The organism is Nevskia soli DSM 19509, from assembly GCF_000711955.1.
Taxonomy (GTDB): Bacteria; Pseudomonadota; Gammaproteobacteria; order Nevskiales; family Nevskiaceae; genus Nevskia; species Nevskia soli.
Map to the genome: position 1 here is coordinate 1 of NZ_JONR01000066.1, position 14,617 is coordinate 14,617.

A 14,617-nucleotide genomic window follows, 5' to 3' on the forward strand; every position below is an offset into this window, starting at 1 on the left:
CCGCCGTTCTGGCGCGGGTGGACGTCGTCAAACGAACCACCGCCGCCCAGCAGGACGAAGGGGGTGAAGTGCTGGCGGTCACCGAAGGAGTAGGTGAGGTCGCCGCCCAGGTTGTGGATGTAGTAGTCGCCGCCGTTGCCGGCACCGGCTTCCAGGGTGCTCAGGGTGTAGTTGGCTTCCCAGCCCCAGTGGTTGGCGAAGTGGCGGCCGAACAGGATGCTGGCGCCAGCGCCGTATTTGACGTCCGGGCCGCGGTGGGTGTCGGCGCGGTCGTAGTTGCCCAGGATGCCGATGTAGTCGATGTCGCGCACGCCGGCGAACGGGTCGCTCGAGGCGGTTTCCGCAGGCGCGCTCGCGTCCACGGGGGCGCTATCAGTAGGTGCCGGCTCGGGGGTAGAAGTGGCGGCGGCTGGTTCCTGGGCCAGGGCCGATCCGCAGATCAGCAAGCCCGCGGTGGCGAGGGTCGGGAGTAGGTTGGGTCGCATCGGTACGCTCCTGTTGTTGCTTCTTTTTTGAGTTGTTTCGCGAATGGGAAAGCGGCTCAGCGGCGTCGGCTTATCTGTTTCTGGTGGGCGCCTCCTGCAAGGAGCACCGCTGCGGCGCATCGAACGGGAACGAAACAGGCGCGGACACGGCCAGCCGTGAGCCGGCCGGCGCGAAAGGACTTTCGTGCAGGGAGTTGCGCTGGGGAGGGATGACCCAGGCGTCGGGCGCACGGAGTGGAGTCCGCTTCCCTGTGCTGCCGCCTTGCTTTCCCAAGCCCACGACGTTTGCCGTCGAGCTGTCCGGATGAACGCCCACTATCCCTGTCCCCAATGCTCAGGCGGCAGTCCGCCATCGGCACCGGTACGGTGCGCGGGACGCCACCAATCATGGCTGCCCTGGCAGCCCGTTGAACAACGATTTAATGGTCGCAAATGGCTTGTGCAATGCACAATAAAACAACCTGAACGGTAGCGATGCACCGCCAAGCGGTTGAAAACATGATTCATTTGTCACTTCCGGCATTGCACCGGAAGTGCTCCTGCAGCCTGCGTGAACCGCATCAGGCACACGCAGTTTGTGGCCCGCCTCCGCCCTCGCAGGCGACGCAATCCGCTTCGCCACCCCACGGAATCTCAAGCCTTGGCGATGCCCTCGATGATTTCATCCATCACCGCTACCGGGAGGGACAGGGCGATATCCCAGTTCTCGTCGTCCTCGCCGATGAGCAGGGCGACCACGCCGTCCTCGGTGGACCAGAATACCGGAGCGCCGGCGGCTTCACCGATCTGCATCGAGCCGTCTTCCCAGGTGGTGCTGGCCACCAGTTTCAGTTCTTCGACTTCCTCGGCGGGAATGCGGATGTTCACTTCGAACACTTCGGACTGGAGCTTGACGCTATAGGACGGTGCTTTGGGCTTCCTGTCCGCTTCCACCGTTACCGATACGTCCATGGCTCTCTCCGGGAAATGTGCGCTTGAATAGGGTTATTACTGCATGAAAGGGCCGCTCGGCGCGGATTGGCGCGGCCTTTGGCAGTGCAGCGGGTTCGCACATCTTGCCATCACGCGCGGCGAACGGCTCACCAGAGGCGCAACTCCTTGCTCACCAGGGCCAGGATCAGCAGCGCGGCCAGGACCAGATACGCCAGCGCCTTGCCGCCGCCGGAGGATGGAGGCGGCTTTTCAGGCATGGGTGAGAACTTTCGCGCGGGCGGCGATCTGCGCCAGGGACAGCAGCAGAGTCGCGGCCAGCAGGGCCAGGGAAACAGGCAGGCGGAAATCGGTGCTGCCGTGGAGCAGGAAGTAGGAATGGATGCCGGCGGTGAACAGGCCGGTTGCTGCAAGCAGGCCATACAGGAAACGGCCGGATGGACGGCCCTGCGCCAATGCCACGAGGCCGTACAGCACCAGGACGATGAGCGGGATGTTCAGCAGCAGGTTGACCTGGCTGCCGCCGGGGATGTGGAACAGGTCCCACTCATGCCAGAACGAGGCGTCGATCTGGTGGGTGAGGAGAATCGCCGCATTGGCGAGATAGAGCCACACTGAAATCGGCACGCTTGCCATGAGGTCCCCCGGTTCGGTCCGCAACGAAGTTCTTGCGGCCGCCCGGGCTCATCTGCCCTGTCTCAATACGGCGTGGCGGCTGTGGCCGCCAGCATAGCGCGGCAGGCTGGGAGCGTGGTTGCGCCGCCGGCCTGCGCGGATTCAGCGGTAGTAGCCCCGGTATTGCGGCCGGCTGTAGTAGGCCGGACCGTAATAGCCGCGGCAGACCACGGCGGGGCCGTAGCAGGCCGGCGCGGGCGCGGCGTAGACCAGGCCGGAAAGAAGGCCGGACGGGCAAATCCCGGGACTTGCCGCCCCCGGCCCGGCGCTCAGAGTCCGGGCAGCATCCTGTAGAGGACGCCGGAGAGGATGGAAGGTTCGGCGGCGGGTTTATTCCCCATTGCGGAATATTGCCTTGTCCTCAGTGGATATTCTGATTGGCGATGGAAGCCCTCAGTATGAGCGTGACGCGCGAAGTCGGCGTGATCGCACGGCATGAGGGAGGTCGAACATGGAAAACACGGAGCGGTATTCGAGCGATGTGGCCTTCACCCCGGCAGTGAAGGCCGTGCAAACCCGGCTCGGCTCACGGGGAACCTATGCGCGGCAGGAACTCGGCGGCAGCTGGACCGACCGGGTGACGCCGGAGCTGGCCGAATTCATCGCCGGGCAGAACAGCCTGTTCCTGGCCACCGCAAGCGCCGACGGGCAGCCGTACATCCAACATCGTGGCGGACCACCGGGATTCCTGCGGGTGCTGGACGAGCACACCCTTGCCTTCGCCGACTTCCGCGGTAACCGGCAGTACATCACGCTCGGCAACCTGTCGGAGAACCCGAAGGCGCAGCTGTTCCTGATGGATTACGCACACCGGCAGCGCATCAAGATCTGGGGCGAAGCGCGCGTGGTCGAGGACCAGCCGGAGTTGCTGGCTTCCCTGCTGGTGGATGGCTACAAGGCCAAGGCGGACCGGGCCATCGTGTTCCGCGTCGTGGCCTGGGATGCGAACTGCCCTCAGCACATTCCGCAACTGGTCGACGTCGAGGCGGTGCAGAAGGTGCTGCGGGAGCGCGATGCGCGCATCGCGGAACTGGAAGCCCGGCTCAAGGCGGCCGAAGCCGGCAAGCCTAGCCGCCCCGCTTGAGCGGATTGATCGACTGCAGCGGACATCTGAAGTTGGCCGAGATCTGGTGGATGATCAGATCGTTGGACAGGGTCAGGTCGCTGTTGGTCGAGGAGAAGCCGATGGTCTCGGCCGCATGCAGGCCGGTGCAGTCCTCGGCCAGGGTGACGAGGTAATCGGTGGTAGTGCCGGTCTCGATGATGATGTGGCGATCGTCGAGCCCATGCCAGCCTTCGACGGAATAGTTGTGGACCACTTCGACCGGCGGCTGTTGCTGATACCCCATCTTCACCAGGCGCTGCGGGATAGGCCGCACTTCGGAGCCCGAACAGCCCGCAACGGCAAGCAATACACCGCAACACAACCCAACTGAAACCATCATCGACCGCATCATGCTGACCTCTTTGGATTCCCCGCCATTCTACGGGAAGTGACTTCGACCGCGGCCCGCTGCGCGGGTTCACGGCCGCCCGGCGGCGCTCAGAACGTCGCGGCGCGCAGGACGTGGCCGCCCTTGTCGGCAGCCACGGCGGCCCGTTCGGGGAAATAGCGCGCGGCGATCTGCGCCGGGCCGAGGTCTTCGACTTCGGTGTAGCCCAGATCCCTGAGCCTGGCGCCCAGAGGCTCGGCATCGAAATAACTGATCCAGGACTCGCCCAGTTCGGCGACGCGGGCGGCGCGTTGCTCATGTGCGGCACGCGCCGCCGCCGGCAGGGAGGCGGGGGGATTGGCGTAGTCGAACACCACCTGCGCGCCGCCGGGCAGGCCGGCGATGAAGCCGAGCGTGGCGAAGATTGCCGCCTCGCTCAGGTAGGGCACCACACCAAGCCAGGTGAAGAAGCTGCGCTGCGCCGGATCGAAGCCGGCGGCGAGCAGGCCCTCGCGCAGCGCCTGTCGCTCGAAGTCCACGGGAGCGAAGGTCAGGCCCGGCGGCAGCGCGATGCCGGCTTCGGCCAGGCGACCGCGCTTCCAGGCCTGGGTTGACGGGTGATCCACTTCGAAGATGCGCAGGCGCGAGGCCGGTGCATTGCGGTACGCGTAGGTATCGAGCCCGGCGCCGAGCACCACCAGCTGGGTGACGCCCGGGGCGATGGCCCGCGCCAGCGCGTCTTCGGCGAAGCGGATGGGCACGGCGATGAACAGTCGCATGGCGCGGCGCTGGGGGAAATCCTCCATCTGCGCCAGCGCGACGGCGTCCTCGCCCAGGATGCGCAGCGCCAGGGGATCGGCGAACACCCTGCCCTGCTCCAGCACCTGGTGGGCCGCACGGTGCGCGGCGGCGGCCCTGGCGGTGCGGCTTGGCTGTCCTGGCTCCATGTGGAAATCTTAGGAACGGGCCCCAATGCCGTCCACCATCTCTGCTGTGACGCAGCACACAGCACGACTCGTCACAGAATTCACAACGCGGCGCCATAGCCCGATACAATCCACGCGCAGCCTTCGACCATTCGCCTGCGCCAGCCAACGCCGCCTTGCGCGAAAACGAGAATCCTGGAGATGCGCTGCCTCGTCATGAACGAGCAAGCCATGAATGCGGAGAGAGAGCGGGATGAACAAAGACGCGCCCCAGGCGGCGGCGAGCGGCGGGATCGAATTCTGGTTCGATTTCGGCAGCAATTACAGTTACCTCAGCACCATGCGCATCGAGGATGCCGCCGCGCGCCGTGATGTGAGCGTGACGTGGCGGCCGTTCCTGCTGGGGCCGATCCTCCAGACCTTCGGCTGGGACACCTCGCCTTTCGTGATGCAGAAGGAAAAAGGCGAATACGTGTGGCGCGACATGGAACGGCAGTGCGACAAGTACGGCCTGCCCTGGACGCGGCCCAGCAGCTTTCCGCGCCGCTCGCTGCTGCCGATGCGGGTGGCCGTACTGGGCGCGGAGCAGCCCTGGATGGCGGACTACTGCCGCATGACGATGATGCTCAACTTCGCGGAAGATCAGGATATCGACGGGCCCGAGCACGTCGCCATGGTGCTGACCGAACTCGGCCTGCCGGCGGCGCAGCTGATCGCCGAGGCGCAGACCGAGCAGAACAAATTGCGCTTGCGGCAGCAGACCGAAGCGGCGAAGGCGCGCGGCATCTTCGGCGCGCCGACCTTCTTCGTCGGCAAGGAGATGTTCTGGGGCAACGACCGGCTCGACGATGCGTTGATGCTGGCGGCGCGGCGGGTCAAGGCCTGAGCGCCGCCGCGTAGGACCTCCCCCTGGGCAGGTCCGCTCATCCGGCCGGACGCTGTGCCAGAATGCCCGGCGGCGCTCGCCGGCGCCGTTGGCAGGGAATCCATCAACCAGGGGAGATACGCATTCATGGTCAGGAACAAGCTTGCAGTCGCCGCAGCCGCCTTGATGACGGCCGCCGTATCCGGTTTCGCCGGCGCGGACGATGCGCCGGTGCCGACGCAGATTGTCGATACGATGAACAAGATCTACGGGCCGCATCCCGGCTTCCGCGCCAACCACGCCAAGGGCGTGGTGGCCGAGGGCAGCTTCAAGGCGGCGCCGGGCGCGGCGGCGCTGAGCCGGGCGGCGCTGTTCGACGGCAGCACCATCCCGGTGACGGTGCGCTTCTCCGATTCGGGCGGCCTGCCCAATGTGCCGGACGGTTCGGGCAACGCCAATCCGCACGGCATGGCGATCAAGTTCCACCTGCCGGGCGGCGCCGATACCGACATGGTGATCAACTCGCTCAAGTTCTTCCCGGTGGCGAACGGCGAGGAATTCCGCGACCTGCTGATGGCGATCGCCGACAGCCCCGCCGATGCGCCGAAGCCGACCAAGTTCGAGCAGTTCGTGGCCGCGCACCCGAGCGTGCCCAAGGCCTTCGGCACGGTGTCGACACCGGACAGCTTCGCCGACGAGGTGTACTACGGCATCGACGCCTTCGTCTTCGTCAACAAGGCTGGCCAGAAACAGGCGGTGCGCTACATCATGCAGCCGGTGAAAGTGGTACACCTGACGCCGGCGGTGGCGGAGAAGAAGGCGCCCGACTTCCTGGTCGACGACCTGCCCAAGCGCATCGCCAAGAAGGCGGTGGTGTTCCATCTCAAGGCGCAGCTTGCCGCTCCCGGCGACAACACCAAGGACCCGACGCAGCCCTGGCCGGATGATCGCAAAGTGGTGGACCTGGGCACGTTGACCATCGACAAGCCCGTCGCCGACAGCCTGGCGGCGCAGAAGAAGCTGTTGTTCCTGCCGGGGCAGCTCACCGACGGCATCGAACTGTCGGACGATCCGCTGGTGGGCGCGCGCAACGCGGCTTACGCGGTGTCGTTCTCGCGGCGGCAGTAAGCGGATTTGTCATAAGGCCGCGCCCCACTCGATAGGCCGTACCTGCTCCTGCGCGGTCCAGTGGCAGGGGTCCGTGATCTCGACGTCGCAGTCCTGGTGCGGCCGATAACTGGCCTGGTATTTGCTACTTTGACTTGCGCGTCGGAGAACCCGAGCGGGCATCCCTCCGGGACAGCCCGCCGGGAGTCTGGCATCGATGCGCAGGGGGCGTTGAATCGACGAGGTTCTCGTGAAAGCTTTTTATATGACAGCGGCACTGGCGGCAATGGTCCTGAGCGCCAACTGCATGGCGGACGACCTCACCGCGGCGAAAGCCGAGGAACTGCTGCAGCCGTTCATGAACGACGACTGCGGCACGTATTACACCGAGCAAGGCGAGCCGGACTTCGCCGAACTCGACGGCAAGCCGATGTGCATTTACAAGCCCCGGGTCACGCGCCTGGTGATGGGCAACAACAGCGCCACCGTCGAATACAACCACGACCGCCATTTCACCAACGAGATGTCCCTCGCCTGGCTCGCCGACTACGCCAAGATGGAAGCGCACGAAAAGCCCACCCCGATGTTCAAGGCCCTGAAAGCCCACCTCGACAAGTGGCGAGCCGACAGCGGCGGCGTCGATTCGGGCGATCGCCCGGGCCGGGCCACGTTCAAGTTCGACGCCGGTGTCTGGAAGGTGGATTCGGCACCGCAATAGCGCGATAGCGCAGCGGCGGCGAAGCGTTGCGCTAAGCTGTCCGCACCATGCTGTTCCATTTCGCCGCCAATGCCGTGGTGGTATTCCACCTTGGCTTCATCCTCTTCGCCATTTTCGGCGGCTGGCTGGTGTTATGGCGCCCGCGCTGGGCCTGGCTGCATGTTCCAGCCTGGGCCTGGGGCGTATGGATCGAACTGTCGCACCACATCTGCCCGCTGACGCCGCTGGAAAACCACTTCCGGGCCATGGCGGGTGAAGCCGGCTACGGCGGCAGCGGTTTCATCGATCACTACATCGTGCCGGTGATCTACCCGGCGGGCTTGCAACCGCAGCACCAAGTGGTGATGGCGGTGGTATTGCTGAGCATGAATGCGGTGCTTTATGTTGCGGCGTACATTCGGCATCGATCCAGGAAATGGCGCTGAACGTCGTCGGTCATCGACTGGAGATACGCAAGCCGCTCAGGGAATGATGCGGCGGCGGCGCAGGTCGGCAAAGATGTTCATGAACATCGCCTCGGTCTCGACGTATTCATGGAAGCCGAAACGCCGCGCCTTGGACCCGTCGGCAAACAGGTCGTAGTCCCAGGAAAAGACGAAATCACCGAAACCCCAGGAAGAGACGTCCCGGTATGGCGTGGGCTGCAAGTCATGCGTTTCGATCATGGACTGCCACAATGGCTCCTTGTCGGCCATCACCACGTCGAGCGACATCGGCAATGGCGGCGCCACTTCCAGATCGAACCAGCGGGCGATCTTCGGCCACATTTCGCTCCAGCGAAACAGGTCACCGTTGTTGATGTTGAAGGCCTGGTTGGCGCAACGCGGATCAATGGCGGCCCAGACCGTGGCCTTGGCCAGCAGACCGGCGTCGGTCATCTCCAGCAGCTTGTCGTAGGCGCCGGGCTTGCCGGGAAAGCGCAACGGCAGGCCCAGCGCCTTCGACATCGAGGCATAGACGGCGATGACGATGGCCAGGTTCATCGGGTTGCCGAGGGCGAAGCCGCCGACCACCGAAGGGCGGATCGCCGACCAGCTCCAGGCCTTGCCGCGCCGGCGTTGCTCGAGAAAATCCTGCTGATCGACGTTGAACTCGGGCGGCATGTGCCCGGCGTCGGTCTCGCGCGCCGGCGTCTTGAACGGGCCCAGGTGTGCGCCATAAACCTTGTAGCCCTGCATCAGGCTGATATGGCGCAGGCCCACCGCCGCCGGCTCGACCGCTTCCACCACGTTGCCCAGCATGGCGAGATTGGGCGGCACCAGTTCGGCCCAGGTCGGTCGATCCTGGTAGGCGGCATAGAAGATGTGCGTGACCTGGCGCAGCTCGCTCAGCTTGGCGCGGCAGTCGTCGCGATCGAGCAGATCGACCGCGATATGACGGATCCGTCCCGCGGCGGCACCACCGCGCCGGGACAGGCCGACGATGTCCCAGTCGCCCAGTGCGGCGAGGTGTTCGACCAGGTTGCGGCCGATGACGCCCTGGGCGCCGACCACCAGGGCGACCTTGTTTGCCGTGCTCATGCGAACTCCCGAAACAATGGATCAGGCCATCGCGAGCTGCGGCGCGCGGCGGTCCATCAAGGCGGAGAGCGCGGTGAGCGCCAGCCCCGCAAGGGCGACGGCGGCGCCGGCGAACGGCAGCGCGGTGAGCGGCGCGCCCTGGGTGATGACCACGCCGCCGAGCCAGGCGCCGAGCGCGTTGCCGAGGTTGAAAGCGCCGATGTTGAGGGTGGAAGCGAGGTTGGGCGCTTCGGCCGCTTTCGCGACTACACGCATCTGCAGGGGCGGCACGGTGGCGAAGGCGAATACACCCCAGACGAAGACCGTGACCATGGCCGGCACCACCATACGGCTGGTGTAGGAGAACGCGAGCAGCACCAAGGCCAGGGCGGCGAGGATGCCCATCAGGGCGGGCATCAGCTTCCAGTCGGCCAGCTTGCCCCCGAGGGTGTTGCCGATGGTGAGGCCGACGCCGAACAGCAGCAGGATGCCGGTGACCGCATGCGGGGAAACCTTCGTCACCTGCTCGAGGATCGGAGCGATGTAGGTGAACACGGTGAAGACGCCGCCGAAGCCGAGCACGGTCATGCCCAGTGCGATCCATACCTGCGGTTTGCGCAGCACGGCGAACTCATGCATCAGGTGCGTCTTCGGCAACGGAAGCTTCGCCGGCACGAAGGCGGCCACGGCGGCGAAGGCCAGCACGCCGATGGCGCTGACCGCCCAGAAGGTGGCCCGCCAGCCGGCGGCCTGGCCCAGCGCGGTACCGGCCGGGACGCCGAGCACATTGGCCAGGGTCAGCCCGGTGAACATCAGGGCGATGGCCTGGGCCTGGCGATTGGCCGGCACCAGGCTGGCGGCGACAACGGAGCCGATGCCGAAGAAGGCCCCATGGCAGAACGCCGCCACCACCCGCGCCGACAGCAGCCAGCCGTAGCCAGGCGCCAGTGCCGACAACACATTGCCGAGAATGAACAAACCCATCAGCCCCATCAACGCCAGCTTGCGCGGCATGCCGGCGGTGACGATGGCGAGGATCGGCGCGCCGATGGCCACGCCGAGGGCGTAGCCGGTGACCAGCAGGCCAGCCGAGGGAATGCTCACCCGCAGGTCGGCGGCGACTTCAGGCAGCAGGCCCATGATGACGAATTCGGCGGTGCCGATGCCGAAGGCGGCGAGCGCCAGGGCGATCAGCGGCAGGGGAAGGGATTTGCTGGCGGCGTTCAAGGTTTTCCTGGGCTGGGGTGGAAGGGAATTTTCAGTGCGCGCATCATGATCTTTTCCACCAGCAAACAGAATCCGCATTTTGATCAAACCATCTGTTCCATATCATTGAAGATGCGCAGTCACGGCGCTAAGCTGAAAGTAATCCCCGCCCCGCACCGGAACCGCCGTGGCCCCCGAAACCGTGGAACTGCCGGACCTGATGCTGTTCATCCATGCCGTCGCCGCCGGCAGCCTTTCGGCGGCCGGCCGCACCCTGAAGATTTCGCCGGCGGTGGCGAGCAAGCGCCTGACCCGGCTGGAACGTTGTCTGGGCGTGCGCCTGCTGCAGCGCAGCTCGCGGCGCCTGGGGCTGACCGAGGCGGGCGCGACCTACTACGAGCGCGTGGCGCCCCTGCTGGGCCAGTTGCAGGAAGCGGCGGTGGCCGCTTCCGGCGATACCGCCGCGGTACAGGGCACGCTGCGCATCACCGCAACGCATGCCTTTGGCCGGCGCTGGCTGGGACCGCTGGCAGCGGACTTCGCCCGCCTGCATCCGCAGGTGGCGGTGAACCTGCATCTCAACGACGAGGTGGTGGACCTGCTCGGCGGCGGCTTCGACCTCGCGGTGCGCATCGGCCGGCCGCAGGATTCCAGCCTGATCGCGCGCCGCGTGGCGCGCAGCCACATGGTGCTGGTCGCCTCGCCCGCCTACCTGAAGAAGCACGGCAGGCCACGTCTGCCGACGGATCTGGCGCGGCACCGCTGCATTCCCCTGCTGCGTCCCGGGCGCAGCAGCGCCAGCTGGAATTTCCGCACGCCGGAGGGGCCCCTGAGCCTCGGCATCGACGGCACGCTGGGCAGCGACAGCGGCGAACTGGTCTACGACTGGGCGCGCCTCGGCGAGGGCATCACGCGCAAGTCCATCTGGGACGTGGCCGACGAGCTCATCGCCGGCCGGCTGGTAACCGTGCTCGATCGGTATGTCGACGAGCCGGCGGACATCCACGCCGTCTATCCGAGCCGGCGCTTCGTGCCGCTGCGCGTACGCCGCTTCATCGAGCACATGGAGGCGCGGCTGGCCAGGGCGGAACCCGGCGTGCTCGCCGCGGCGAGCCGGCGGGAACGCGGCAAGGGCTCCAGGAAATCCGGCGGCTTGAGCATTGACGCGGAAACCGCGAGTATCCAGAAAAAGTAAAGCTGTCGCAGCCAGCGGGAAACGGGATCCGATGAAAAGCAGGCCGGTGCGCGTGCACCTGGGGGACATCGACGCGATCAAGCTCGGCATGAGCCGCTTCAGCCTGCGCGATCCCTATTACCTGGTCCTGACCATTTCCTGGCCGGTGTTCTTCGCCCTGACGGTCTCGTTCTACCTCACCACCAACCTGATTTTCGCCCTCGCCTACTACGCGGTCCCCGGCTGCATCAACAACGCGCGGCCGGGGGTGTTCGTCGATCACTTCTTCTTCAGCATCGAGACACTGGCCACGGTGGGCTACGGGGTAATGAGTCCGGCCAATATCTACGGCCATATCGTGGCCTCGACCGAGATCATCTTCGGCCTGATGAGCATGGCGGTGATCACCGGCCTGGTCTTCACCCGCTTCTCGCGGCCGCGGCCGCGCCTGCTGTTCAGCCAGGTGGCGGTGGTAGCGCCTTATGAGCTGCACCCGGCGCTGATGGTGCGCGTGGTCAACCAGCGGCACGGCACGGTGGCCGAGGCGACGGCGCGGATGACGCTGCTGCGCCGCACGCGGATGCCTGACGGCAAGATCCTGCGGCGCTTCATCGACCTGCGGCTGGAGCGGCCCAGCACGCCGATCCTCAGCCTGTCGTGGAGCCTGATCCACCTGATCGACGAGACCAGTCCGCTGTGGGGCGCGACGGCGGAGACCCTGGAACAGGAAAGCATCCTGCTGGTCGCCTCGATCAGCGGCTACGACGAATCGATCTCGGCCAACGTGGTGGCGCGGCAGACCTATTCGGCGCGCAAGGTGCTGTTCGATCACGAATTCATCGACGTGATGGACCAGTTGCCCACCGGGGAGGTGGTGCTGGACATGGCGCGCTTCCATGAAACGGTGCCGGTGGTGCGGCCCGTCACATGACTTTACGTAAATGGTTTGCGCGTGAGGGGGAAGCTTGCGGTGGTGACAGGCCAGTACGGCACTTCCCCGTTTCAGAATTGAGTGGGGAGGCGCGATCGCAAGCATCAGCAATGCCTCAATTCCACAAAAAAAGCAAGATACGTTTTTGTGAGGCAATTCCCCCAATCTCCTTTCATGATCAGGCTCCCGAGGTGCATCCGTTGTCCGGAATCCGCCGGGACCGAACCCGCCAGCCGCCGGCAATGCCGGCACCCGCTCAAGAGGACAGATTCATGAACGCTCCGATCAAATTGCAGCTTCTGCTCGACTCCCAGCGGCTGGAGCGCAATCCCTTCCCGATTCCGACCGGCTGGTTCTTCGCCGGCTACTCGGACAGCATCCAGCCCGGCGAAGTGAAGAACATCAATTTCCTCGACCAGGAATGGGTCATGTTCCGCGGCGAGAACGGCACGGTCGGCATCACCGATCCCTATTGCCCGCACCTGGGCGCGCACCTGGGCCACGGCGGCAAGGTGGTGGGCGACAACATCCGCTGCACCTTCCATCACTGGGAGTACGGCGCCGACGGCTTCTGCAAGCACATCCCCTACGCCAAGGTGATGCCGCCGATCACCAAGAAGCAGCCGATCCTGCGCACCCTGCCGGTGCAGGAGCGCTACGGCCTGATCTGGGCCTGGTACCACCCGCAGGCGGAAGACCCGCAGTGGGAGCTGCCGGCGATCCCGGAGATGGAAGAGGCGGGCTACGTCAAGCCGCGCCGCTGGAGCGGTTCGGTCAACACCGCAATCCAGGAAGTGGCCGAGAACGGCGTCGACAACGTGCATTTGAAGTACCTGCACGGCGCGCCGATCGTGCCGCCGACCACGGCGACCTTCGAAGACCACAAGATGCAGATCAACATCGGCATGGGCTACATCATCGGCGACATGTACGGCCCCGGCCTGAACGTGATGCGCTTCACCAAGGACGGCATCACCGCCACCATGATCTCCTACTCGGTGCCGATCACGCGCGACCAGACGCAGATGAACATGAGCTTCACCTACAAGGACTATCCCCAGGGCAGCAAGGAGCGGGCGATCGCCGAGCACCTGGTGGCGCACGCCATCGGCGAGGCCGATGGCGAGGATAGCGCCGGCTTCGAGAGCGTCGACATGATCGTGTGGAACAACAAGAAGTACCGCGCCAAGCCGTTGCTGTGCGACGGCGACGGCCAGATCATCAAGTACCGCCAGTGGTTCAAGCAGTTCTACCCGGGCTGGGAAAATTCCGACAAGATTTGAGCCGTTCCCGCAAGGGTCTGTTGACCCTAATATCGACGACGCGCGCATGGTCATGGCTGTGCGCGCGTCTCTTTTTGGAGAGTTGAAGAAATGGCCGTGGAAGTACTCGCCACCGACCGCGACGGCACCGCGCACAAACTCGAAGCCGAACGCGGCCGTCCGCTGATGGAGGTGTTGCGTGAAGCCAACCTGGGCGTGGAAGGCACCTGCGGCGGCGCCTGCGCCTGCGGCACCTGCCACGTCTATGTCGGCGCGGCCTGGGCCGAGCGCCTGCTGGCGAAGAGCGAGGACGAGCAGATGATGCTGGACGCCATCGCCGAACTGGTCGAGGTGCGTCCCGCTTCGCGCCTGTCCTGCCAGATTCCGGTCAGCGAGGAACTCAGCGGTATCGAGGTGGAGATCGGGCCGGTTCCCTGAAGGCGGCACCTGACGCGTCGCCGCTGCACTCCAGGCGACCGCTTGCGTTACGCTCCTGTCATCCGTAGCACAGGAGCAATCGATGACTCCGGTTCCCCGGCAACTCGCCCCACCCGGCGACTGGCATCCCGCCGGCGCGTCGCGCATTCCACCCATACAACTGCGCGGCGCCGGTCTGCGGCCGCGACTGCTGGCCTGGGCGCTGGGGCTGTTCGTCAAGGGCGATCCGCCCGGGATCTTCCTGGTGTTGATGCGGCACTGGCGGCTGTTCCGGGCCTGGCTGTCGTTTGCGGCGCGGCTGATGCCATTCGGCACGCTGGACCGGCGCGATACGGAGCTGGCGATCCTGCGGGTGGGCTGGAATTGCCGCTGCCGCTACGAATGGGGACAGCATGTGGCCATCGGCCTGCGCGTGGGACTGACGCCGCAGCAGGTGGCGCGGGTGGCGCAGGGAGCTGATGCGCCGGGCTGGGAGCCGCGGCATGCGGCGTTGCTGCGGGCCACCGACGAGTTGCACCATGCGCGCATCCTGTCGGCCGATACCTGGCAAGACCTCGCGGCACATTACGACGACAAGAAGCTGCTGGAGTTGTGCCTGCTGATCGGCCATTACGAAATGCTGGCGGGAACCCTTAGAGCCTGTAACAGAATGAATCGCACCTGCGTTGCAGTCCAAAATCGCGTCAGGCAAGGCGGAGGCCCCAGCCATGGTGATTCCATGGCTGGGGCTGACAACGATCGCCCGCGACACGGTGCCGCGTCAGCGTGGGTGCGGGAGCGGGCGAAAGCGGCCCCTCCCGCACCCACCTCGCTACGCTCGGGCACCGTGTCGGGGCCGCCCTGGCGCGATTTTGGGCGCAACCCTCCGGGACGGGGCCATTTTTGCGCATTGCTGCGCCGGCCAGAGCGCACCATGGAGTCACCATGCCGCACTCTGTCCGACTTGCACTGCGCAAAAATGACCGCCG

At 65.7% G+C, this 14,617-nt stretch carries 16 protein-coding genes and 1 pseudogene; 10 read left to right on the plus strand and 7 right to left on the minus strand.

Features of this window, described 5'->3' with window-relative positions; genetic code table 11:
• From BP26_RS0121755 to BP26_RS0121770, 3 genes and pseudogenes are all read right to left on the minus strand, one after another.
• Positions 1 to 485, minus strand: a pseudogene (locus BP26_RS0121755) (hypothetical protein); the annotation flags it as partial.
• 633 nt (positions 486 to 1,118) lie between these two features.
• Positions 1,119 to 1,436: a hypothetical protein gene (locus BP26_RS0121760; protein ID WP_051749281.1), complete on the minus strand. Its 318-nt coding sequence runs from the start codon at positions 1,434 to 1,436 to the stop codon at positions 1,119 to 1,121.
• Between the two features lie 231 nt (positions 1,437 to 1,667).
• Positions 1,668 to 2,051: a DUF6713 family protein gene (locus BP26_RS0121770; RefSeq protein WP_029922670.1), complete on the minus strand. Its 384-nt coding sequence runs from the start codon at positions 2,049 to 2,051 to the stop codon at positions 1,668 to 1,670.
• Between the two features lie 490 nt (positions 2,052 to 2,541).
• Here BP26_RS0121770 and BP26_RS0121775 point away from each other — a divergent pair, with 490 nt between their 5' ends.
• The gene (locus BP26_RS0121775) at positions 2,542 to 3,174 is read left to right on the plus strand and encodes a pyridoxamine 5'-phosphate oxidase family protein (RefSeq protein WP_029922671.1); all 633 of its coding nucleotides are present in this window, start codon (positions 2,542 to 2,544) and stop codon (positions 3,172 to 3,174) included.
• Here BP26_RS0121775 and BP26_RS0121780 read toward each other — a convergent pair.
• Both BP26_RS0121780 and BP26_RS0121785 read right to left on the minus strand, forming a co-directional pair.
• Positions 3,158 to 3,535, minus strand: coding sequence for a DUF6491 family protein (locus BP26_RS0121780; RefSeq protein WP_157572691.1), 378 nt, complete (start codon positions 3,533 to 3,535; stop codon positions 3,158 to 3,160). The genes BP26_RS0121775 and BP26_RS0121780 overlap by 17 nt on opposite strands.
• A gap of 98 nt (positions 3,536 to 3,633) precedes the next feature.
• Positions 3,634 to 4,470, minus strand: a complete 837-nt coding sequence (locus BP26_RS0121785) for a class I SAM-dependent methyltransferase (RefSeq protein WP_029922673.1) — start codon at positions 4,468 to 4,470, stop codon at positions 3,634 to 3,636.
• Between the two features lie 232 nt (positions 4,471 to 4,702).
• Between BP26_RS0121785 and BP26_RS0121790 the strand changes: the two genes are divergently transcribed.
• The 4 genes from BP26_RS0121790 (at position 4,703) to BP26_RS0121805 (ending at position 7,564) form a co-directional block, all read left to right on the plus strand.
• Positions 4,703 to 5,335, plus strand: a complete 633-nt coding sequence (locus tag BP26_RS0121790) for a 2-hydroxychromene-2-carboxylate isomerase (RefSeq protein WP_029922674.1) — start codon at positions 4,703 to 4,705, stop codon at positions 5,333 to 5,335.
• Between the two features lie 126 nt (positions 5,336 to 5,461).
• Positions 5,462 to 6,442: a catalase family peroxidase gene (locus BP26_RS0121795; protein ID WP_029922675.1), complete on the plus strand. Its 981-nt coding sequence runs from the start codon at positions 5,462 to 5,464 to the stop codon at positions 6,440 to 6,442.
• A gap of 229 nt (positions 6,443 to 6,671) precedes the next feature.
• On the plus strand, positions 6,672 to 7,139 hold the full coding sequence (locus BP26_RS0121800; protein ID WP_157572692.1) for a hypothetical protein: 468 nt from the start codon (positions 6,672 to 6,674) through the stop codon (positions 7,137 to 7,139).
• A 47-nt stretch (positions 7,140 to 7,186) separates the two neighbouring features.
• On the plus strand, positions 7,187 to 7,564 hold the full coding sequence (locus tag BP26_RS0121805; RefSeq protein ID WP_029922677.1) for a DUF2784 domain-containing protein: 378 nt from the start codon (positions 7,187 to 7,189) through the stop codon (positions 7,562 to 7,564).
• A gap of 36 nt (positions 7,565 to 7,600) precedes the next feature.
• On the opposite strand, the gene BP26_RS0121810 is transcribed toward BP26_RS0121805, so the two are convergent.
• Together BP26_RS0121810 and BP26_RS0121815 are read right to left on the minus strand one after the other, a co-directional pair.
• Positions 7,601 to 8,659 (minus strand): SDR family oxidoreductase, encoded by a 1,059-nt coding sequence (locus tag BP26_RS0121810; RefSeq protein ID WP_029922678.1) that lies wholly within the window; start codon positions 8,657 to 8,659, stop codon positions 7,601 to 7,603.
• 21 nt (positions 8,660 to 8,680) lie between these two features.
• Entirely contained in the window at positions 8,681 to 9,865 is a 1,185-nt protein-coding gene (locus BP26_RS0121815) for an MFS transporter (protein ID WP_029922679.1), read from the minus strand.
• Positions 9,866 to 10,031: 166 nt separating this feature from the next.
• Here BP26_RS0121815 and BP26_RS0121820 point away from each other — a divergent pair, with 166 nt between their 5' ends.
• The 5 genes from BP26_RS0121820 to BP26_RS28925 all read left to right on the plus strand — a co-directional run.
• Positions 10,032 to 11,039 carry a LysR family transcriptional regulator gene (locus tag BP26_RS0121820; protein WP_211255017.1) on the plus strand — a complete coding sequence of 336 codons (1,008 nt, stop codon included), beginning with the start codon at positions 10,032 to 10,034 and terminating at the stop codon, positions 11,037 to 11,039.
• Positions 11,040 to 11,070: 31 nt separating this feature from the next.
• Positions 11,071 to 11,949 carry an ion channel gene (locus tag BP26_RS0121825; protein ID WP_036517633.1) on the plus strand — a complete coding sequence of 293 codons (879 nt, stop codon included), beginning with the start codon at positions 11,071 to 11,073 and terminating at the stop codon, positions 11,947 to 11,949.
• Positions 11,950 to 12,221: 272 nt separating this feature from the next.
• On the plus strand, positions 12,222 to 13,232 hold the full coding sequence (locus BP26_RS0121830) for a Rieske 2Fe-2S domain-containing protein (RefSeq protein WP_051749282.1): 1,011 nt from the start codon (positions 12,222 to 12,224) through the stop codon (positions 13,230 to 13,232).
• 90 nt (positions 13,233 to 13,322) lie between these two features.
• The gene (locus tag BP26_RS0121835) at positions 13,323 to 13,649 is read left to right on the plus strand and encodes a 2Fe-2S iron-sulfur cluster-binding protein (protein ID WP_029922683.1); all 327 of its coding nucleotides are present in this window, start codon (positions 13,323 to 13,325) and stop codon (positions 13,647 to 13,649) included.
• A gap of 82 nt (positions 13,650 to 13,731) precedes the next feature.
• The coding region (locus BP26_RS28925; protein WP_084183327.1) for a carboxymuconolactone decarboxylase family protein at positions 13,732 to 14,617 on the plus strand (886 nt) is incomplete at its 3' end.

Coding starts and splice junctions, on each gene's coding strand:
- BP26_RS0121825 (WP_036517633.1), top strand. CDS start 11,071: ATGAAAAGCAGGCCGGTGCGCGTGCACCTGGGGGACATCGACGCGATC.
- BP26_RS0121810 (WP_029922678.1), bottom strand. CDS start 8,659: ATGAGCACGGCAAACAAGGTCGCCCTGGTGGTCGGCGCCCAGGGCGTC.
- BP26_RS0121835 (WP_029922683.1), top strand. CDS start 13,323: ATGGCCGTGGAAGTACTCGCCACCGACCGCGACGGCACCGCGCACAAA.
- BP26_RS0121775 (WP_029922671.1), top strand. CDS start 2,542: ATGGAAAACACGGAGCGGTATTCGAGCGATGTGGCCTTCACCCCGGCA.
- BP26_RS0121790 (WP_029922674.1), top strand. CDS start 4,703: ATGAACAAAGACGCGCCCCAGGCGGCGGCGAGCGGCGGGATCGAATTC.
- BP26_RS0121760 (WP_051749281.1), bottom strand. CDS start 1,436: ATGGACGTATCGGTAACGGTGGAAGCGGACAGGAAGCCCAAAGCACCG.
- BP26_RS0121780 (WP_157572691.1), bottom strand. CDS start 3,535: ATGATGGTTTCAGTTGGGTTGTGTTGCGGTGTATTGCTTGCCGTTGCG.
- BP26_RS0121830 (WP_051749282.1), top strand. CDS start 12,222: ATGAACGCTCCGATCAAATTGCAGCTTCTGCTCGACTCCCAGCGGCTG.
- BP26_RS0121805 (WP_029922677.1), top strand. CDS start 7,187: ATGCTGTTCCATTTCGCCGCCAATGCCGTGGTGGTATTCCACCTTGGC.
- BP26_RS0121770 (WP_029922670.1), bottom strand. CDS start 2,051: ATGGCAAGCGTGCCGATTTCAGTGTGGCTCTATCTCGCCAATGCGGCG.
- BP26_RS0121795 (WP_029922675.1), top strand. CDS start 5,462: ATGGTCAGGAACAAGCTTGCAGTCGCCGCAGCCGCCTTGATGACGGCC.
- BP26_RS0121785 (WP_029922673.1), bottom strand. CDS start 4,470: ATGGAGCCAGGACAGCCAAGCCGCACCGCCAGGGCCGCCGCCGCGCAC.